This is a genomic window from Amycolatopsis mediterranei (genome assembly GCF_026017845.1).
GTDB classification, from domain to species: Bacteria; Actinomycetota; Actinomycetes; order Mycobacteriales; family Pseudonocardiaceae; genus Amycolatopsis; species Amycolatopsis mediterranei.
On the sequence record NZ_CP100416.1, the window covers coordinates 40,515 to 59,584 of the forward strand.

General features: G+C 71.0%; 17 protein-coding genes. 12 read left to right on the forward strand and 5 right to left on the reverse strand.

Going from position 1 to position 19,070, the window contains the following annotated elements:
• Positions 1-97: 97 nt before the first annotated feature.
• Complete coding sequence (locus ISP_RS00215) at positions 98-850, reverse strand: S1 family peptidase (protein WP_013222010.1); 753 nt, start codon at positions 848-850, stop codon at positions 98-100.
• Positions 851-1,001: 151 nt separating this feature from the next.
• The gene (locus ISP_RS00220; protein ID WP_013222011.1) at positions 1,002-1,376 is read right to left on the reverse strand and encodes an FKBP-type peptidyl-prolyl cis-trans isomerase; all 375 of its coding nucleotides are present in this window, start codon (positions 1,374-1,376) and stop codon (positions 1,002-1,004) included.
• Positions 1,377-1,517: 141 nt separating this feature from the next.
• Here ISP_RS00220 and ISP_RS00225 point away from each other — a divergent pair, with 141 nt between their 5' ends.
• The 4 genes from ISP_RS00225 to ISP_RS00240 all read left to right on the forward strand — a co-directional run bounded on the left by ISP_RS00225 (position 1,518) and on the right by ISP_RS00240 (position 7,275).
• The gene (locus ISP_RS00225; RefSeq protein WP_176742126.1) at positions 1,518-4,736 is read left to right on the forward strand and encodes a penicillin acylase family protein; all 3,219 of its coding nucleotides are present in this window, start codon (positions 1,518-1,520) and stop codon (positions 4,734-4,736) included.
• Between the two features lie 58 nt (positions 4,737-4,794).
• Positions 4,795-5,835: a trans-sulfuration enzyme family protein gene (locus tag ISP_RS00230; protein ID WP_013222013.1), complete on the forward strand. Its 1,041-nt coding sequence runs from the start codon at positions 4,795-4,797 to the stop codon at positions 5,833-5,835.
• A gap of 61 nt (positions 5,836-5,896) precedes the next feature.
• On the forward strand, positions 5,897-6,694 hold the full coding sequence (locus ISP_RS00235; protein ID WP_230468669.1) for a hypothetical protein: 798 nt from the start codon (positions 5,897-5,899) through the stop codon (positions 6,692-6,694).
• Entirely contained in the window at positions 6,691-7,275 is a 585-nt protein-coding gene (locus ISP_RS00240) for a class F sortase (protein WP_013222015.1), read from the forward strand. Before ISP_RS00235 ends, ISP_RS00240 begins: the two co-directional genes overlap by 4 nt.
• Here the strand turns inward: ISP_RS00240 and ISP_RS00245 are convergent.
• Together ISP_RS00245 and ISP_RS00250 are read right to left on the reverse strand one after the other, a co-directional pair.
• The gene (locus tag ISP_RS00245) at positions 7,261-8,301 is read right to left on the reverse strand and encodes a patatin-like phospholipase family protein (RefSeq protein WP_014466497.1); all 1,041 of its coding nucleotides are present in this window, start codon (positions 8,299-8,301) and stop codon (positions 7,261-7,263) included. The genes ISP_RS00240 and ISP_RS00245 overlap by 15 nt on opposite strands.
• 120 nt (positions 8,302-8,421) lie before the next feature.
• The gene (locus ISP_RS00250; RefSeq protein ID WP_013222017.1) at positions 8,422-9,165 is read right to left on the reverse strand and encodes a FadR/GntR family transcriptional regulator; all 744 of its coding nucleotides are present in this window, start codon (positions 9,163-9,165) and stop codon (positions 8,422-8,424) included.
• 127 nt (positions 9,166-9,292) lie between these two features.
• On the opposite strand from ISP_RS00250, the gene ISP_RS00255 reads away from it, so the two are divergent.
• Genes ISP_RS00255 through ISP_RS00290 form a run of 8 tightly spaced genes read left to right on the forward strand, consistent with a single transcriptional unit; the run spans position 9,293 to position 17,580 of the window.
• Entirely contained in the window at positions 9,293-10,783 is a 1,491-nt protein-coding gene (locus ISP_RS00255; protein ID WP_176742127.1) for an ABC transporter substrate-binding protein, read from the forward strand.
• Complete coding sequence (locus ISP_RS00260) at positions 10,780-11,724, forward strand: ABC transporter permease (protein WP_034284829.1); 945 nt, start codon at positions 10,780-10,782, stop codon at positions 11,722-11,724. The genes ISP_RS00255 and ISP_RS00260 overlap by 4 nt, the downstream gene beginning before the upstream one ends.
• Complete coding sequence (locus tag ISP_RS00265) at positions 11,724-12,530, forward strand: ABC transporter permease (RefSeq protein ID WP_014466499.1); 807 nt, start codon at positions 11,724-11,726, stop codon at positions 12,528-12,530. The genes ISP_RS00260 and ISP_RS00265 overlap by 1 nt, the downstream gene beginning before the upstream one ends.
• The gene (locus ISP_RS00270) at positions 12,527-13,258 is read left to right on the forward strand and encodes an ABC transporter ATP-binding protein (RefSeq protein WP_013222021.1); all 732 of its coding nucleotides are present in this window, start codon (positions 12,527-12,529) and stop codon (positions 13,256-13,258) included. Before ISP_RS00265 ends, ISP_RS00270 begins: the two co-directional genes overlap by 4 nt.
• Positions 13,255-14,028 (forward strand): ABC transporter ATP-binding protein, encoded by a 774-nt coding sequence (locus tag ISP_RS00275; RefSeq protein ID WP_013222022.1) that lies wholly within the window; start codon positions 13,255-13,257, stop codon positions 14,026-14,028. Before ISP_RS00270 ends, ISP_RS00275 begins: the two co-directional genes overlap by 4 nt.
• A complete protein-coding gene (locus tag ISP_RS00280; protein WP_034284833.1) occupies positions 14,021-15,433 on the forward strand; it encodes an aldehyde dehydrogenase family protein in 1,413 nt (470 codons plus the stop codon). Before ISP_RS00275 ends, ISP_RS00280 begins: the two co-directional genes overlap by 8 nt.
• Positions 15,430-16,185 carry an SDR family NAD(P)-dependent oxidoreductase gene (locus ISP_RS00285; RefSeq protein ID WP_013222024.1) on the forward strand — a complete coding sequence of 252 codons (756 nt, stop codon included), beginning with the start codon at positions 15,430-15,432 and terminating at the stop codon, positions 16,183-16,185. Before ISP_RS00280 ends, ISP_RS00285 begins: the two co-directional genes overlap by 4 nt.
• Before the next feature lie 9 nt (positions 16,186-16,194).
• Positions 16,195-17,580: an amidase gene (locus tag ISP_RS00290; RefSeq protein WP_013222025.1), complete on the forward strand. Its 1,386-nt coding sequence runs from the start codon at positions 16,195-16,197 to the stop codon at positions 17,578-17,580.
• A gap of 72 nt (positions 17,581-17,652) precedes the next feature.
• Here ISP_RS00290 and ISP_RS00295 read toward each other — a convergent pair whose 3' ends face one another.
• Positions 17,653-18,864, reverse strand: coding sequence for an IS110 family RNA-guided transposase (locus ISP_RS00295; protein ID WP_013222026.1), 1,212 nt, complete (start codon positions 18,862-18,864; stop codon positions 17,653-17,655).
• Positions 18,865-19,070: the final 206 nt, after the last annotated feature.

The following is a 19,070-nucleotide window of genomic DNA, read 5'->3' on the forward strand; positions in this document are numbered from 1 at the left end:
GGGGGGCCCGCGCGCGCTGGGGCCCCGCCCCGCCGGGGGGTTAACCGCGGGGGGGGCCCCCACCGGGGGGCCCCGGGGGCCCCCCCCCGGCGCCGGGTCAGCCGGTGTGCGAAGCGATCCAGTCCGCGACGACGTCCACGCGGGACGTGGTCTCGAGCTGGTGGTGCGGGCAGTCCGGGCCGGTCGACTCGACCGACACCAGCTGCCCGCCGTCGCCGCCCGCGACGAAGTACGGCGCGCCCGAGTCGTACACGCAGGCACTCGTCGTCGACGTCGGCGCGACGCCCAGGACCCCGAGCGTCGCGGTGCCGACCTGGCCGACCTGCACGGTGCCCTGCTGCAGCTTCGTCGAGGGGGCCGGGTTGACCGAGGTGAGGCTGCCCCAGCCGGCGAGGGTCAGCAGCTGGCCGGCCGACGGCGTGACCCGGTTGACCGTCAGCGGCGTGATGCCGGTGACGTCCGCGTCGAGGGTGGCGATCGCGATGTCGTTGGCGCTCGACTGGTAGACGGTGACCACGTTGCGCGTCACGCCGGGCGCGTTCTGGTCGACCGTGCCGAGCAGCACGGACGTCGGGTACGGCACCGGCCCGGAGACGCGGTTGCGGTTGGCGTCGTGGAAGCAGTGGCCGGCGGTGATGATCCACTGCGCGGCGATCAGCGCGCCGGAGCACGCGCTGGTGTACTTCGTGCCGTTGGGCTTCGGGATGTCCGTCATGGTGAGTTTCGCGGCGAAGCCGAACTGGCCCGCCGGAACGTCGGCGCCGTTGGCCACGGCCGAAGCCGCCGGCGCGGTGGCGAGCCCGGCGGCCAACGTCAAAAGGGCAGCGGAAAGCACAGCGCGAACGCGCATCGGTGGATCCCCCTTGTCGCGCACCGGCGGTGGTTGCCGGTGATCACTTGCGAGCGTAGCGACGGCCCGGGGGTCCGAAAGGCGCTGCTTGGAGCAAAAACCGGCCCCGGCGCAGTCGCGCCGGGGCCGGTTTGCCGGAAATGTGTGGAAGCTAGTTGACGCCGACCAGGTCGACGACGAAGACGAGCGTCTCGCCGGGCTTGATCACGCCGCCCGCGCCGCGGTCGCCGTAGGCCAGGTGCGGCGGGATCACCAGCTTGCGGCGGCCGCCGATCTTCATCCCCGCGACACCCTGGTCCCAGCCGGAGATGACCTGGCCGGCACCGAGGCCGAAGCGCAGCGGCTCGCCGCGGTTCCAGGACGCGTCGAACTCTTCGCCGGTCGAGTGCGAGACGCCGACGTAGTGCACGGTGACGGACTTGCCCGCCGTGGCCTCCGCGCCGTCACCGACGGTGATGTCGGTGATCTCGAGTTCGGCCGGCGGGGGTCCGTCCGGGCGGTCGATGAGGGGCTTTTCCAAGGTCATGGGGCTCACGGTACCGATGTCCCGGCGGCTGCGCCGAACGGACTACGCCCAAGGAGGGGAAAAACGCGAAAAGTCTTCACACTTGACCTACTGCTGGGTAACGTGCGCTTCGTCACTCTTCTGAACTGAGGGGAGCCCGGCATGCGACGTCGCATCCGCGCCCTGACCGTAACGGCACTGGGGGCCCTCGTGGCCGGGCTCACCCAAGTCGCCGTCACCGCGCCGGCCGCGCAGGCGGCCGTGTCGCCCGACGACTACTGCGGGGGGCAGTGCAGCGACATCCTGCCGCCCGGCGAGCAGGGCAGCGCCACCCTCGCGGAGATCCTGGCGCACAAGCTGCTCGGCACCCGCCCGGCGCACTCGGCCGACCAGCTCGGGAAGTACTCCTCGCTGGCGGGCGGCTACAAGACGCTGACCACCAGCGCGATCAACCAGTACTTCAACGACTCCTCGTTCGGCGTCCCGGCCGACCAAGTGGCGAGCACGACGAAGCCACGGGCGGACGTCACGATCGTGCGGGACAAGGCCCTCGGCGTCCCGCACATCACCGGGACCACCCGAGCCGGCACCGAGTTCGGCGCCGGCTACGCGGCCGGCCAGGACCGGCTGTGGCTGATGGACGTGCTGCGGCACGCCGCCCGCGGCCAGCTTTCGCCGTTCGCCGGTGGCGCCGCCTCCAACCGCGAGCTCGAGCAGCAGTTCTTCTCGAACGCGCCGTACACCGAAGCCGAGCTGCAGGCGCAGATCGACCGCACCGCGGCCAGCGGCCCACGTGGCGCACAGGGCCTCGCCGATGCGCAGGCCTACGTGGACGGCATCAACAAGTACATCAGCGATGCGTACAACGGCCGGTACTTCCCGGGCGAGTACGTGCTGACCGGGCACGTCGACTCGATCACCAACGCCGGGTCGATCGACCCGTTCAAGCTGACCGACCTGGTCGCGCTCGCCTCGCTGGTCGGCGCCGAGTTCGGCGCGGGCGGCGGCGGCGAGGTGCAGAACGCCATCGCGAAGCTCGCGATGCAGGAGAAGTACGGCGTCGTCCAGGGCGAGAAGGTGTGGCGGAGCCTGCGCGCCGAGGACGACCCCGAAGCCGTCAAGACGCTCCACGACGGCCAGACCTTCCCGTACGGCAAGACGCCGGCCAACGCGGCCGGGCAGGCCATGCCGGACAAGAACTCGGTGACGCCGCAGCCCGTGGTGTTCGACAAGACCGGCTCGGCGTCCACCGCGACGCCGTCCACTGTGGACGTCGCCGCGCCCGCCGAGCAGGAGCCCGCCCGCGGCATCTTCGAGAACGGCGTGCTGCCGGGGAACATGCTGAGCGAGAAGCACGGCATGTCCAACGCGCTGCTCGTCTCCGGTGCCAAGACCGCCAGCGGCCACCCGGTCGCGGTGTTCGGCCCGCAGACCGGCTACTTCGCCCCGCAGCTGCTGATGCTGCAGGAACTGCAGGGGCCGGGCATCAGCGCGCGCGGTGCGGCGTTCGCGGGCTTGAGCCTCTACGTGCTCCTCGGCCGCGGCCAGGACTACTCGTGGAGCGCGACGACGTCCGCGCAGGACATCATCGACACCTACGCGCTGCAGCTGTGCGACCCGAGCGGCAACGCGCCGACGAAGGACTCGAACTACTACACCTACCAGGGCAAGTGCGTCCCGATGGACACCGTGGAGGTCAAGAACGCCTGGAAGCCGACCGTGGCCGACGGGACCGCGGCGGGCTCGTACACGCTGCGCAGCTACCGGACCAGGTACGGGCCGGTGCAGAGCCGGGCGACCGTCGGCGGCAAGCCGGTGGCGTACACGGCGCTGCGATCGTCCTACTTCCACGAAGTCGACTCGCTGATCGGCTTCCAGGAGCTGAACGACCCGACCTTCGTCAAGTCCGCGGCGGACTTCCAGCGGGCCGCGCAGGACATCAACTTCACGTTCAACTGGTTCTACGCCGACTCCAAGGACATCGCCTACTTCAACTCCGGGGCCAACCCGGTCCGGCCGTCCGATGTGGACCCGAACATGCCGGTGTGGGGCGACCAGGGCCACGACTGGGTGGGCTGGAACCCGGCGGGCAACGTCGCGAACTACACGCCGGCGTCGCAGCACCCGCAGTCGATCAACCAGGACTACTACGTCAGCTGGAACAACGCCCAGGCCAACGGCTACGCGGCGGCCGGGGCGGACAAGTCGGCCGTGCACCGCGTCGACCTGCTCGACTCCCGGGTGAAGAAGCTCATCGCCAGCGGCACCAAGGTCACCCGGGTCAACCTGACCCAGGCGATGTCGGAGGCCGCGCTGGCCGACCTGCGTGCCGAGCGCGTGCTGCCGCTGCTGCTGCAGGTGCTCGACAAGACCCCGGCCACCGGTGCGGCGGCCGACGCCGAGGCGAAGCTCAAGACGTGGCTCTCCCACGGCCAGCTGCGCACGGAGACCTCGCCGGGCAGCAAGGCGTACGCGGACGCCGACGCGATCCGCATCTTCGACGCCTGGTGGCCGCTGCTGGTCCAGGCCGAGTTCAAGCCGGGCATGGGTGACGACGCCTACAACGCGATGACCGGCGTGCTCGGCATCAACGAAAGCCCGTCCGGCTGGCAGAACGGCAACGGCCAGCACACCGGCCAGCCCCACAAGGGCTCGTCGTTCCAGTTCGGCTGGTGGGGTTACGTCAGCAAGGACATCCGGCAGGTGCTCGGCCAGCCGGTGGCGGGCCCGCTCGCCCAGACGTTCTGCGGCGGCGGCGACGTCACCGCCTGCCGCCAGGGGCTCGTCGACTCGCTGACCACGGCCGCCGGCCAGGCCGCGAACACCGTCTACCCCGGTGACGCGAACTGCTCGGCCGGTGACCAGTGGTGTGCCGACTCGATCATCCAGAACCCGCTCGGCGGTATCACGCAGGACAAGATCAGCTGGCAGAACCGCCCGACCTTCCAGCAGGTCGTCGAGTACGCCGCGCACCGCGGGGACAACGTCGCGAACCTGGCGGCGGCGAAGACGGTCAGCGCCACCAGCGCCGAGACCGGCTTCTACGACTCGCCGGCGTCCAACGCGATCGACGGGAACGCCTCGACCCGCTGGGCCAGCGACTGGAGCGACGACCAGGCGATCACCGTCGACCTCGGTTCGGTCCAGCAGGTTTCGCGGGTGATGCTCAACTGGGAGTCCGCCTACGGCAAGAGCTACCGGATCCAGCTCTCGCCGGACGCGGTCAACTGGACGGACGCGGCGGTGGTGACCGACGGCGACGGCGGTCAGGACAATCTCGCGTTCGACGCCACCCCGGCCCGGTTCGTCAAGCTGCAGGGCGTGCAACGCGGCACCAAGTACGGCTACTCGCTCTACGAGTTCGAGGTGTACGCGCACTGATCCCGGCAGGGGCACTCGCGGACGCGTGAGTGCCCCTGCCTCCCCTTATCGTGGGCGGATGGACGACTGGACGCCCCGCACCAAGGCCATCGCCGCCGGCCGGCCGCACGGTCCCGGCGAGCCGTTGAACACCCCGCTCGTCGCCACCAGCACCTACCAGGCCGGTGGCGATTTCGCGTACGCGCGCGGCGACGGGACGCCGACCTGGCACGCGCTCGAGGAAGCCGTCGGCGCATTGGAAGGCGGCCACGCGACGGCGTTCGCCTCCGGGGTCGCCACCCTGTCGGCGGTGCTGGACCTGCTGCCGGTCGGGTCGCGGGTCGCCGTCCCGACGTTCAGCTACGCCGTCACGCGCGGGGTGCTGGCCCACGCGCAGAAGCTCGGCAAGCTCGCCGTCACCGAGCTGGAGCCGACGGACACCGAGGCGTGGGTGGCCGAGGCGGCGACGTCCGACCTGGTCTGGCTCGAGTCGCCGACCAACCCGACCCTCGACGTGATGGCCATCGAGCCGATCGCCGCCGCGGCGCGCGGCCGGGTCGTCGTCGACAACACCTTCGCGACGCCGTTGCAGCAGCGCCCGCTCGAGCTGGGCGCCGACGTCGTCGTGCACAGCGCGACCAAGCTCATCGGCGGGCACAGCGACCTGCTGCTGGGCATCACCGTGGCCAAGGACCCGGCCGTCGCGGCCGAGCTGCGGGGCGCGCGGACGCGGGTCGGGGCGACGCCGGGCGCCCTCGAAGCCTGGCTCGCCCTGCGCGGGCTGCGGACCATGCCCGTCCGGCTCGCGGAGCAGTCCCGCACCGCCGCGCTGCTGGCGGAGCGGCTCGCCGGGCACCCCGCGGTGCGGCGGGTGCGCTACCCGGGCTTCGGGATGATGGTCTCCTTCGACCTGGCCGATGCCGAGACGGCGGACCGGTTCTGCGCATCGGTCCGGCTGATCCGGTCGGCGACCAGCCTCGGCGGTGTCGAGAGCCTGGTCGAGCGGCGGGCGTGGCTGGCGGGCGAAGAGCGCGTCCCGGCCGGGCTGATCCGGTTCAGCGTCGGCCTGGAGGACCCGGAGGACCTGTGGGACGACCTGGCGTTCGCCCTCCCGGAGTAACGCAGACGGGTGAACGGCCGATAGTCGCGACGTCGTAGGTCATCCGCCGTTGGGAGTCGCCGTGGGTAGAACGTTGAGCCGGTTCGCGGGGATCGTGTCCGCCGGTGCGCTGATCACCTTCGCCGCCGCGCCCGCGGCGCTGGCGCAGACGACGTCGGAGACTCCCACCACGCCGGCGACGACGGAGACCACGTCCGAGACCACGACGACAGCCCCGCCGACCTCGGCGACCACCACACCGTCGACCTCGGTCACGACCACCGGGACCACCGCGCCGAACCCGACGCGCGAGGTCACCAAGACCACCACGCCCGGGACGACCACGTCGACCTCCGCGGAGAGCGAACCGCCGAAGGACGACTACCAGGACAACACCGGGCACGGCTTCGTCGGCCTCGGCGGCGAGGGTGTGCTGGTCATCGCCTGCGCGGCCGGTAGGCCGGGCGAAGTCGCGACCCAGTACCTGAGCGTCACCGGCGGCCCGGACCAGGACGAGGCCGACGGCCGGCTGTGGAACTACTCCGTGCGCGTCGTCGATGCCCCGGCCGGCACCACCACCGCGAAGTTCAGCTGGACCTGCGGCGGCGTCGAGGGCAACGGCACCGTCGAGTTCGAGCAGGAGCAGCCGCCGACCTCGACCGTGACGGCCACGAGCACCCCGACGAGCACCAGTACGAGCACGACGTCGTCCAGCGCCCCGGCGTCGAGCACCGCGCCGATCACCACGGCGTCGATCACCGCCGTGCCGAGCACCACCGCGACCAGCACCACGCCCGCCGGCAACGCCGCACCGAAGGCCCAGGTCAAGGTCGCGCCCAAGGGCGGGGTCGAGACCGGCTTCGGCGGCACGGCCTGGTGACGGTCCGCCGGGCGGGCGCAGCGCTCGCCCTGGTGCTGGCCCTGGCCGGGTGCGGTACTGCCGAGCCGCCGAAAGCCGCGGCGCCCGCTCCCGCGCCCGCGTCGGTGCCGGTGACCGTGCCGTTCAAGGGACTCCGCCCGACGTCGGTGAAGATCCCGAAGATCGGTGCCGAGTCCAGCCTGCTGGCCGTCGCCGTGAAGCCGGACGGTTCGATCTCCGTCCCGTCGGTGCGCACCCCGATGCAGGCGGCCTGGTACAAGCTTTCGCCGGTGCCCGGCGACGTCGGCCCGGCGATCGTGCTCGGCCACGTCGACGGCGACAAGAAGCCGGGCATCTTCTTCAAGCTGAAGGACCTCGCCCCGGGCGACGAGGTCGACATCGACCGCAGCGACGGCCGGAAGCTGAAGTTCGTCGTCGACCGCGTCACCCAGGTCCCGAAGGACACGTTCCCCCGCGACGCCGTCTACGGCAACAGCGCCAAACCGGAGCTGCGGCTGATCACCTGCGGCGGCGCGTTCGACCACGCCGAGCACAGCTACAAAGACAACATCGTCGTCTACGCGAACCTAGCCGACGCCTGAGCCCGGGTACGGGAACTCCGGCTTGAGCCCGGTCCCGGGGCAGACCCAGCGCCGCATGCCCGCGTCGCAGACCGCGTAACCCCAGTTGATCAGCTGGTCCTGCGTCGACTCGGACATCCTGGTCAGCCGGGTCTTCGTCTCGGCGAGTTTCCTGGTCTGCTCGACCGGGGCCGGCAGGGCGTCCGGCAGTTCGAAGTGTTCGATGTCGCTGTAGGTCGCCCAGTACGTCCCGGCGTACGTTTTGTCCTCATAGGACTTGAGCAGCGAGCCGGTGCGCAGCTCGCGGACCTGGTTGTCCATCACGGTCAGCACGCGCAGCAGCTGCATCGGCCAGTTGTGCCTCGGCCGGTCCTCGTGCTTCATCTTCTTGCCCGCGTCGCTGACCAGGACGGTCGCCCGCTGGTTTTCGATCGGGTCGAGGCCGAGGTTGTCGTACACGCCCGCGTCGCTGAGAACGATCTTGTGGCCGGCCCGATGCGGATCGGGGATCACCACCGGCGAGAGCATCGGCGGGAACGCCGACGACGCCGCGACCGCGGTGGCCAGCGGGATCTGCCCGTGCGGGCCCGGCTGCCGGAAGAACCACCACAGCGAGCCGTCCTGCAGGCTGGTCGCGGTGAACACGAAGTGCGGCCCGGCCGGGTCGAGGTCGGCGAGGCAGCAGTCACCGAAGAGGTGCTTCGCGTAGCGGCGCGCGAGTTCCTCGCCGGCACTGCGCCACGGCATCATCATCGCCTTCAGCGTGACCGGGACGTCGAGGTTCGTGCGGGCCAGCTTCCGGATCGGCTGCACGACCTCCTTGCCGAAGTTCTCCGCGACGCCGTCTTCGCCGAACCACAGCTTGGTCCACGCGTGCGCCAGCACACCCGCCGCGATCGAACCGCCGGAGACGCTGGAGACGGTGGTCAGTTTCGGCAGCCAGCCGAGTTCGTTGAGCCGCCAGAGCGCACCGGCGTGGAAAAGCATCGCCCGATAGCCACCGCCGGAAAGCGCGAGGCCGACACCGTTCCGTTTCGCCGCGTCCACCTCGCCGAGTTTAGGACTGCGGCTTTTCGGGGGCTCCGGGTGGCGGAGCCCCCGGCTCGGGGCGAAGCCCTGGAGGTCACTGCGGCTTTTCGGGGGCTCCGGGTGGCGGAGCCCCGGAGGTCACTGCAGCAATGGGGTGAGCAGAGGCCGTTGCCCGGCGGGGACGTATTCGGCGTAGTTGTCGTACAACGCCTGTTTGGCCAGTTGTGCCGCGCCGGCGCCGTCGGCCGCGCGGATCGCGTCGAGCACCTCGGCGTGGTGGGCGAGCCAGGTGCGCATCAGCGACGTCCGGTTGCTGGCGTGCTCGAGCTTGTCCTCGATCAGTTCCAGCACGACCCCGCGCACGACTTCTTCGCTGACCACCAGCAGCGGGTTGCGGGAGATGCGCGCGATCACCTCGTGGAAGGCGACGTCGGCGCGGCTGAACTCGGCATAGCCGCGCGAGACGCCTTCACGCATCGACTCCAGGGCCGCGTCGAGGCCGGTCAGGTCCTCTTCGGTGCGGAGCCCGGCCGCGAGCAGGTGCGCCGAGCCGTCGAGGATCATCCGGAACTGCAGCAGCTCGGCGAGCCCGACGTGGTCGGCGCGCGCGAGCCGGTGCATCGAGCGGTGCAACGCGGCGGGCGAGGCGGCCAGCACCTCCGGGCCGCGCGGGTCACCGGGCCGCGAGCGGATCATCTCGGCCGCCTGCAGCACGCGCAGGGCTTCGCGGACCGTCGAACGGCCGACGCCGAACTGCGTCATCAGCTCCCGCTCGCTCGGCAGGCGTTCCCCCGGCTTGAGCGCGCCGCTGACCACGGCCTGCTCGATCTGCTCGACGACCCGCTCGTACGCGCGGACCGGAGCCACCGGTTCGAACCGCATCCCTTGACCTCGACGTCCGTCGCGTGCAGGCTACTGGTCAGACCAGTGTACTAACTTTTTCGGGGGTCCGGGTGGCGGAGCCCCCGGCCCGGGGCGAAGCCCCGGTTGTTACAGCCCTGGAGGCCGAATGAAAGCCCGGATTCCTGCGGTGGCAGCGGTGCTGCTGCTGGCGGTGTCCGGCTGCTCGGCCGGCTCGTCGGCGAGCGTTTCCGCAGGTCCGAACACGCTTTCCGTCGGCTTCACGGCGGAGCCGGCGAACTTCGACTTCACCCGCACCGACGGCGCCGCCATTCCGCAGGCGCTGCTCTACAACGTCTACGAAGGCCTGGTGCGGCTCGACGCGCAAGGCCGTGTGGTGCCGCTGCTCGCGAAGTCGTGGACCATCAGCCCGGACCGGAAGACCTACGACTTCCAGCTCCAGCAGGGCGTCAAGTTCAGCAACGGCGCCCCCTTCACCGCCGAGGACGTCAAGTTCTCGCTCCTGCGGGTGAAGACCGACTGGACGATCTCGATCAAGGCGAACATGGACGTCATCGACCACGTCGACGTCGAGGCGCCGGACCACGCGCGGGTTGTCCTCTCGAAGCCGTCCAACGGCTGGCTGTTCAGCCTCACCAGCCGGCTCGGCGCGATGTTCAGCCCCACCGGAATCGCCGACCTGGCGAACAAGCCGGTCGGTACCGGGCCGTACGTCGTGGCGGCGCGCAAGCGCGGCGACTCCGTGGTGCTGAAGGCGAATCCGGCCTACTGGGGCCGGAAACCGGCGTACGGCACGGTCGTCCTCAAGTACATCAAGGACCCGACCGCGCTGAACAACGCGTTGTTCAGCAACGGCATCGACGTCATCTCCGCGATCACCGCGCCCGACTCGATCCCGCAGTTCCAGGCCGACGACCGGTTCCAGGTCGTCCAGGGCACCTCGAACTCCGAAGTCACGCTGGCGATGAACAACGCCCGGCCGCCCCTGAACGACGTCCGCGTGCGCCAGGCGCTGACGTACGCGATCGACCGGAAGGCGCTGCTCGACACGGCGTGGGCGGGCCGCGGCACGTTGATCGGCAGTATGGTCCCGCCGACCGACCCCTGGTACGAGGACCTGGCGAACGTCCATCCGTTCGATCCCGCGAAGGCGAAAGCGCTGCTGACGGAAGCGCATGCGACGAACCTGAACCTGCGGTTGCGAATCCCGAACCTGCCGTACGCGGTGTCGGCGGCGCAGGTCGTCCAGTCGCAGCTCGCCGACGTCGGCGTGCGGACCACGATCGAGCCGCTCGACTTCCCGGCGGTGTGGCTCAAGCAAGTGTTCACCGACCACGACTACGACCTGTCGATCATCCAGCACGTCGAGGCGCGGGACATCACGACGTTCGGGAAGCCGAAGTACTACTGGGGTTACGACAGCAAGCGCGTCCAGCAGCTGCTCGCCGAGGCCGACAGCGGCACGCCGGAGCAGCAGGTCGCGGACATGAAGCAGGTGGCGCGGCAGCTGAACACCGACGCGGCCGCGGACTGGCTGTTCCTGTTCCCCAACGTCATCGTGGCGAAGGCCAAGGTCGGCGGGTTCGTCCAGAACCAGGTCAGCGAGTCCTTCGACCTCACCGGGCTGGCGCCGCGATGACGGCCAGGGTGCTGCGCCGGGTGGCGATCTTCGTGGTCAGCGTGCTGGTCGCGTCGATCGTGGTGTTCCTGTTCATGGCCGTGCTGCCCGGCGATCCGGCGCAGGTCGCGCTCGGCGTCAACGCGACGCCGGAGCTGCTCGCCAAGACGCGCGCGGAGTTCGGCATCGACCGCCCGCTGGTCACGCAGTACTTCGACTGGATCGGTGGCGTGCTGCACGGCGACTTCGGCCGCTCGTACGTGACGCGGGACGCGATCGGCCCGCAGCTGCTCGACCGCCTCGGCGTGACGCTGTGGCTGGTCGGCGCGGGCATGCTGGTGGCGCTGGTGATCGCGATTCCCGCGGGCACGTTCGCCGCGGTCAAGCACCGGAAGGCGGCCGGCGCGAGCGTTTCGGGCCTGTCGCAGATCGGCGTCGCGATCCCCGCGTTCCTCGCCGGGATCATCCTCGTGCAGATCTTCGCCGTGCAGCTGCGCTGGCTGCCGTCGGGCGGATGGACACCGCCGGATCAGGACGCGGGCGAGTTCCTCCGCGGGCTGATCCTCCCCGCGCTGTCCTTGGGGTTGGTGCAGGGCGCCGTGCTCACGCGCTATGTCCGGTCGGCGGTGCTCGACACGCTCGGCCAGGACTACCTGCGCACCGCGCGCTCGAAGGGGCTGCGGCCGGGACAGGCGCTGGTCCGCCACGGCTTGCGCAACGCGTCGGTCCCGGTGGTCACCGTGCTCGGCCTGCAGCTGGCGACCCTGCTGATCGGCGCGGTGGTCGTCGAGCGCGTGTTCGTGCTGCCGGGGCTGGGTTCGATGCTGCTGGACGCCGTCTCCGCGCGTGACCTGCTGACCGTGCAGGGGATCGTGCTGGTCCTGGTGGCCGGCGTGCTGCTGGTCAACTTCGTCGTCGACCTCCTCTACACGGTGCTCGACCCGAGATTGCGGGGTTCGTGATGCGCAACCTCGTGATCGGCGGGATCCTCGTCGGCCTGGTGGTGCTGGCCGCGCTGCTGTCGTTCGCGTGGACGCCGTTCGACCCGGTGAAGGTCGACGCGGCGCACCGGCTGCTCGGCTTCACCGGCTCGCACTGGTTCGGCACCGACAAGTTCGGCCGCGACCTGCTGAGCCAGCTCATGGTCGGCGCCCGGACGACCGTGTACGTCGGGGTCGTCGCCGTCGGGATCGCCGCGGTCATCGGGACGCCGCTGGGCATCCTGGCCGGGATGTCCCCGCGGTGGCTCGGCGAGTTCGTCATGCGGGTCAACGACCTCGTGCTCGCGTTCCCCGCGCTGCTGCTGGCCATCATGTTCGGCGCGGTGTTCGGGGCGGACACGCTGACCGCGATGGTCGCCATCGGCATCGCCACCATCCCGTCGTTCGCGCGGATCGCCCGCTCCGGCACGTTGCAGGTGATGAGCACCGAGTTCGTGCTCGCGGCCCGCGCGGGCGGGCGGTCGCGGCTGAACATCGCGCTGCGGCACGTGCTGCCGAACATCTCCGGCCTGCTGATCGTGCAGGCCTCGGTGTCCTTCGCGATCGCCGTGCTCGCCGAAGCGGCGTTGTCGTTCCTCGGGTTCGGCACGCGGCCGCCGACGCCGTCGTGGGGCCGGATGCTGCAGGAATCCCAAGAGCTCCTGACCGTGCAGCCGCGGCTGGCGCTGGTGCCGGGCATCGCGATCGCCGTCGCCGTCCTCGGCTTCAACCTCCTCGGCGACGGCCTGCGCGACCGCCTGGATCCCCGATTGGCGGCCCGCTTATGACCCTCTCGGTGCGCGGCCTCAGCGTCTCCACGCTGGTTCGCGACGTCTCCTTCGAGATCGGCGCCGGCGAGCGCGTCGGCCTGATCGGCGAGTCCGGGTCCGGGAAATCGCTGACGGCCCTGGCGATCATGGGCCTGCTGCCCGAGGAGCTGCCCGCGTCCGGTTCGGTCGTCCTGCACGACCACGAGCTGCTGGAAATGTCCGAAAAGGACCTGTCCCGGCTGCGCGGCGACGAGCTGGCCATGGTGTTCCAGGAGCCAATGACGGCGTTGAACCCCGCCATGCGCGTCGGCCGCCAGGTCACCGAACCCGGGCGCCTCCGCGGACGCCGTCATCGCGCCGAAGACCTGCTGTCCGCGGTGGGCCTGCCGGGCACCGCCCGCGCGTACCCGCACCAGCTGTCCGGCGGGCAGCGGCAGCGAGTCGTGCTCGCGATGGCCCTGGCGAACGAGCCGTCGCTGCTGATCTGCGACGAGCCGACCACCGCCCTCGACGTCACCGTGCAGGCCCAGATCCTTTCGCTCATCAAGACGTCGTTGCCCGCCGAAAGCGCGTTGCTGTTCATCACGCACGACCTCGCGGTGGTCGCTTCGGTGTGCGAGCGCGTGTTGGTGATGCTGGACGGCGAGATCGTCGAAGCGGGCTCGACGCGCGAAGTGCTGACGTCGCCGAAGCACGAGTACACGCGGAAGCTCCTGGACGCCTCGGACCTGGAGGCCCGGCGATGACCGTCATCGAAGTCCGCGACCTCGAACGCCGGTACGCCCGGCGAGATGTTCACGCGCTGCGCGGGGTCAGCTTCGACGTCGAGGCCGGGCAGCGGTTCGGCATCGTGGGAGAGTCCGGTTCCGGCAAGTCCACGCTGGTCCGGCTGCTGGCGGCGCTCGACAAGCCGACGGCGGGCACGGTCTCGTTCCAGGGCAGGCGCATCGACAACCTGCCCGAACGGCGCCTCGGCTTCCTGCGGTCGGAACTGCAGATCGTCTTCCAGGACCCGATGGGCTCGCTCGACCCGCGGATGCGCGTGCGGGACATCGTCTCCGAGCCGCTCGGCCGCCGCGAGCCCGATCGCGTCGCCGAGCTGCTCGCCGCCGTCGGGTTGCCCGCCGACGCCGCTCAGCGCTACCCGCACCAGTTCTCCGGCGGCCAGCGGCAGCGGATCTCGATCGCCCGCGCACTGGCGCCGAACCCGAGCGTGCTGATCGCCGACGAGCCGGTCAGCGCTCTCGACGTCTCCGTGCGCGGCCAGATCCTCGACCTGCTCGGCTCACTCGTCGAGCAGTTCGCGCTGACGCTGGTCTTCGTGTCCCACGACCTCGGCGTCGTCCGGCACGTCTGCGACCGGGTCGCGGTGATGCGCCGCGGCGAGATCGTCGAACTCGGCGACGTGCCGCAGGTCTACGACGCACCCCGGCACGAGTACACGCGGGAACTTCTCGAAGCCGCGCCGAACCTGCGCGCGGAACTGGCCCGGCTACGCGGAGGTGAGGATGCCTGAGTACCCGGACGGCCTGCCGATCGGCGGAGGCTGGGTGTCCACTGTGGACGCCGAAGAAATCGTTTTCCCCTACGACGGGAGCGTCATCGGGACCGCGCCCGTCGGTACGCCTGAGCTGGCTACTCGGGCCGTATCCGAAGCTGTCGCCATAGCCCGTGAAGTGGCTTCGCTGCCTTCGCGGGTCCGGCGGTCCCTGCTCAACGACGTCGCCGCGGCGATCCGCTCTCGCCGCGAGGAGTTCGAGAACCTCCTCGTCCTCGAGACCGGCAAGCCCCTGGTCGACTGCCGCGTCGAGGTCGCCCGCACGATCGTCACCTGGGAAGCCGCGGCCGAAGAGGTCTCGCGGCTGCATGGCGAGACCGTCCCGCTGGACCTCCTGCCCTCGGGCGACGGGCTGGTCGGGTTCTGGAAGCGCAAGCCGATCGGCGTGGTCGTCGGCATCGCGGGCTTCAACTACCCGCTGCTGCTGGCGTCGCACAAGATCGCGCCCGCGATCGCCGCCGGCTGCCCGGTGATCGTCAAGCCCGCGCCGCAGACCCCGCTGGCCACGCTCTGGCTGGTGCACCTGGTCCGGTCGGTCGCCCCGATCGCCGCGATGGTCCAGCTGGTCACCGGCGACGCGGCGGTGGGCGCCGCGTTGACGACCGACCGCCGGATCGGCGCGGTCTCCTTCACCGGCTCGGCCGCGGTCGGCCACCGGATCGCGCGGGACGCGGCCCCGACGAAGACGTTGCTGGAGCTGGGTTCGAACGCGGCGCTCGTGGTCGCTCCCGACGCCGACCTCGACGCGGCCGTGGACGCCGTGCTGCGCGGCGGCTTCTACGCGTCCGGCCAAGCGTGCATCTCGGTGCAGCGGGTCCTGGTCGTCGCTTCGGTCGCCGAGGAGTTCACCGAACGGCTGGTGGGGCGGCTCGACGAGGTCGTCGTCGGCGATCCGCGGGACGAGAAGACCCGGGTGTCCGCGCTGATCGACCCGGCTTCCACCGCCCGCGTCGCCGCGTGGATCGAGCAGGCGGGCGCTCGCCGGGTCGGCGGCGGGGTCGACGGCACCGTGCTGCGGCCGACCGTCCTGCTCGACGTCCCGGACGGCGTCGAGGCCTGGGACGAAGAGATCTTCGGCCCGGTCGTCTGCGTGCGCACGGTGTCCGATGTGGACGAAGCGTTCGCCGCGGTCAACGCGTCCCGCTACGGCCTCCACGCCAGCGTTTACAGCCGCTCGTTGCACACCGCGTTCCGCGCACTCGACGAGCTGGAGGTCGGCGGTGTCGTGGTCAACGAGGTGCCCGGCTTCCGCTCCGACACCATGCCCTACGGCGGTGTGAAGGACTCCGGCATCGGCCGCGAAGGGCCGCGGTTCGCCGTCGAGGAACTGACCGTGACGAGGATGGCGGTGCTGCGCCCGTGAACTATTCGACGTTGTTCCGGCTCGACGGACGGCGGGCCGTCGTGCTCGGCGCGGGCGGCATCGGCCGCGAAGCCGCGCGGGCGCTGGCCGCGCACGGCGCCGACGTCGTGTGCGCGGACCGCGACCTCGAAGCCGCGCGCGAGGCGGGCGTGGGCGAGCCGTACGAGATCGACCTGCTCGCGCCCGGCGCCGTCGACAAGGCCGCGAGCGACCTCGGCCCGCTCGACGTCGTCGTGCTGACCGCCGCGACGAACGTCCGCAAACGCTTGCTCGACTACACGCGCGAGGAGTTCGACCGCGTCATCGCGCTGAACCTCGGCGTCACCTTCGAGGTCGTGCGCGTCTTCGGCGCCGACATGGTTGCGCGCGGGCGGGGGAGCATCATCGGCTTCTCGTCGATCCGCGGGACGACCGTCGAGCCCGGCCAGGGCCCCTACGCGGCGACGAAAGCGGGCCTGGTCCAGCTGTTCCGCACGGCGGCGGCGGAGTTCGGGCCGGCCGGGGTCCGGGTGAACGCGATCGCGCCCGGCGTCGTCGAGACCCCGCTGACCGCGCAGATCAAGGCGAACCCCGAGTGGTACGCCGCGTACGCGGCGAAGGGCGCGCTGGGCCGCTGGGCGCGTCCGGAGGAGCTCGCCGGCGCCGTCGTGTACCTCGCTTCGGATGCTTCGTCGTTCGTGACGGGCTCCGTGCTGGCCGTGGACGGTGGCTGGACCGCCGTCGACGGCCGCTTCGACCCGCCTGCCTCGTGAGGAGCGCTCATGACCGAGCTGCCTGACCTGACCGCCGTCGAGCTCGTCGCGCAGTACCGCGCGAAGACGCTCTCGCCGGTCGAGGTGACCGAAGCCGTTCTCACGCGCATCGAGGAGCGAGAGCCGGAGCTGCACGCGTTGTACGCGTACGACCCTTCGGGTGCTCGCGACGACGCGAAGGCGTCCGAAGCGCGCTGGGCGTCCAATGAACCACTGGGCCCGATCGACGGCGTCCCGCTGACACTCAAGGAGAACATCGCGACCCGCGGCACGCCGGTGCCGCTGGGCACGGCGGCGACCGCGTTGGTTCCGGCCGCCGAGGACGCGCCGGCGGCCGCGCGGGTCCGCGAGTCCGGCGCCGTCCTGCTGGCCAAGACGACCATGCCGGACTACGGGATGCTGACGTCCGGCTTGTCGAGCTTCCACACCACGGCCCGCAACCCGTGGCAGCTCTCGGCCACCCCCGGCGGGTCCAGCGCGGGCGCCGGCGCCGCGGCCGCCGCGGGGTACGGCCCGCTGCACGTCGGCACCGACATCGGCGGCTCGATCCGGCTGCCCGCGGGCTGGTGCGGCCTGACCGGCCTGAAGCCGAGCTTCGGTCGCGTGCCGGTCGACCCGCCGTTCCTCGGCCGCGTCGCCGGCCCGATGACCCGCACGGTCGCCGACACGACGTTGCTGATGAGCGTGCTCTCACGCCCGGACCCGCGTGACCACCTGTGCCTGCCGCCGTCGGAGCTCGACTGGTCGTCGACGGCGCTCCCGGTGGGCGGCCTGCGCGTCGGCCTGCAGCTCGAGTCCGGCCCCGGCCTCCCGGTGGACCCGGCGATCCGCGACGCCGTCACCGCGGCGGCCCGTGCCTTCGAAGCCGCGGGCGCCGTCGTCGAGCCGGTCGAGCCGTTCCTCACCCGCGAAATGCTCGACGGCCTCGACGTCTTCTGGCGCACGCGGGCCTGGTCGGACCTGGCGGCCCTGCCGCGGGACCGCCGCGCGAAGGTCCTGCCGTACATCGCCGACTGGGCGGCGGGCGGCGCGGACGCGTCCGGAGTGGACGTCTACCGCGGCTTCGCCCAGATCGACGTGATGAGCGTGGCGGCCCTGCGCGCGACCTCGGCGTTCGACGTCGTCCTGTCCCCGGTCTGCCCGGTCGCGGCGCCGCCCGCGGAGTGGGCGTCCCCGACGAACGACCCGGCCCGCCCGTTCGAGCACATCGCGTTCACCGTGCCGTACAACATGTCCGGCCAGCCCGCGGTGTCGCTGAACTGCGGTTACACCGACGACGGCCGGCCGATCGGCCTCCAGATCGCCGGCCGCCGCTTCGACGACCTGGGCGTCCTCCGTGTCGCGGCGGCCTACGAAGGGCTCCGGCCGCCGCAGCGGCCCTGGCCGATCGGGTAGGGAAGAAGTTCCGGCCCTGCGGCGAAGTGGTGGTGAAGCTGTCGCCGACGGGAAGGAATCTGAATGATCGTGTCAAGCGGCCGCGGTGGCGGGTTGCGGCGCGGTCGGTGTGTATGTCCGGCTGTCTCGCAGCAGTGCCCAGAGCACGTCGACCAGTCGGCGGGCGAGGGCGAGCAGGGCTTGGGTGTGGATGAGCCGTTCGCTGCGTTTGCGGTCGTAGAAGGCGCGCGAGGGGCCGCCGGCTTTGAGGCTGGAGAGGGCGGCCATGTAGAACACTCGGCGCAGGCGTCGGTTGTAGCGTTTGGGGCGGCGCAGGTTGCCGGTGACGCGGCCGGAATCTTGTGGCACGGGAACAAGTCCGGCGTAGGAGGCCAGACGGCCGGGGGTGGCGAATGCGGTGAGGTTGCCGCCGGTGACCACGAGGAACTCCGCGCCCAGTATCGGGCCGAGGCCGGGCAGCGATTCGATGATCTCGGCCTGCGGGTGTTGCCGGAACTGGCTGGTGAGCAGTTTGTCGGTGTTCTTGATCTGCCGGTCCAGGGCGAGCAGCTGGCGGGCCAGGCCGGCGATGAGCGTCGCGGTGGTGGCTTCGCCGGGCAGCTGCACGGTTTGCGCGTGCGCGGCGGCCAGGGCATCGGCGGTCATGCCGGGGATGCCCTTGGCCCAGGCGCCGTGTTCGCGCAGGTAGCCGGCCACACCGGTTTCGCCGGCCTCGCGGATCGCCTGCGGGGTCTGGAAACCGGTGATCAGGATCAGGGCGCTGCGGGTGGAGTAGTCGAAGGCGCGTTCCAGTGCGGGGAAGATGCCGGTCAGCAGGTCACGCAGCCGGTTGACCCCGCGGACCCAGTCGGCCATCAGGTCCTCGCGATGGGCCGAGAGGCGGGTCAGCTCGATGACCAGGTCATCGGTGGCGGTCACCGGCGTCAGATCGGTGCGCATGCGGGCGGTTTCGGCGATCACCCGGGCGTCTTTGGCATCGGACTTCGCTTCGCCGCGGAACACCCCGGTCATCCGGTTGACGACCCGCCCGGGCACGTAGACCACCTGCTGCCCGGATGCGATCAGGACGGCGATCAGCAGCGCGGCGGCGTTGCTGGTCAAATCGATCGCCCACCGCACCTCGCCGGCGGCTTGGCCGGCGCGGGCGACGAGCTGTTCGATCGCGGCCTGGTCGTTGGCGACCTTCTGCGAGAACACCACTGTGCCGGCCGGATCCATCACGCAGGCGTGATGGTGGGCTTTGCCGACATCGATACCGACCCACACCAGCGGCCGAACTTTCACGCTCTCTCTCCTGTTGTCGCTGGTCAACCCCGTGGACAACCCCGCCAGCAGGTCCCTAAACAGCGACGGTCCGCAGCAGATCTGAATCAGTGGCCAGGGCGTCCAGAGCGACGGGGCGGCCATTCCTTCCGAGCCACCGTGGGCAGAAACGCCATCAGCCACACCCCATCGCCCTGGGCATCCGGGGCATCAACCCCGAACAACAC

What these genes read in the sequence shown, in the direction of transcription:
- ISP_RS00230 (WP_013222013.1), top strand. Translation starts at nt 4,795, where the DNA reads ATGGACGACTGGACGCCCCGCACCAAGGCCATCGCCGCCGGCCGGCCG.
- ISP_RS00225 (WP_176742126.1), top strand. Translation starts at nt 1,518, where the DNA reads ATGCGACGTCGCATCCGCGCCCTGACCGTAACGGCACTGGGGGCCCTC.
- ISP_RS00290 (WP_013222025.1), top strand. Translation starts at nt 16,195, where the DNA reads ATGACCGAGCTGCCTGACCTGACCGCCGTCGAGCTCGTCGCGCAGTAC.
- ISP_RS00270 (WP_013222021.1), top strand. Translation starts at nt 12,527, where the DNA reads ATGACCCTCTCGGTGCGCGGCCTCAGCGTCTCCACGCTGGTTCGCGAC.
- ISP_RS00280 (WP_034284833.1), top strand. Translation starts at nt 14,021, where the DNA reads ATGCCTGAGTACCCGGACGGCCTGCCGATCGGCGGAGGCTGGGTGTCC.
- ISP_RS00260 (WP_034284829.1), top strand. Translation starts at nt 10,780, where the DNA reads ATGACGGCCAGGGTGCTGCGCCGGGTGGCGATCTTCGTGGTCAGCGTG.
- ISP_RS00220 (WP_013222011.1), bottom strand. Translation starts at nt 1,376, where the DNA reads ATGACCTTGGAAAAGCCCCTCATCGACCGCCCGGACGGACCCCCGCCG.
- ISP_RS00250 (WP_013222017.1), bottom strand. Translation starts at nt 9,165, where the DNA reads ATGCGGTTCGAACCGGTGGCTCCGGTCCGCGCGTACGAGCGGGTCGTC.
- ISP_RS00265 (WP_014466499.1), top strand. Translation starts at nt 11,724, where the DNA reads ATGCGCAACCTCGTGATCGGCGGGATCCTCGTCGGCCTGGTGGTGCTG.
- ISP_RS00215 (WP_013222010.1), bottom strand. Translation starts at nt 850, where the DNA reads ATGCGCGTTCGCGCTGTGCTTTCCGCTGCCCTTTTGACGTTGGCCGCC.
- ISP_RS00255 (WP_176742127.1), top strand. Translation starts at nt 9,293, where the DNA reads ATGAAAGCCCGGATTCCTGCGGTGGCAGCGGTGCTGCTGCTGGCGGTG.
- ISP_RS00275 (WP_013222022.1), top strand. Translation starts at nt 13,255, where the DNA reads ATGACCGTCATCGAAGTCCGCGACCTCGAACGCCGGTACGCCCGGCGA.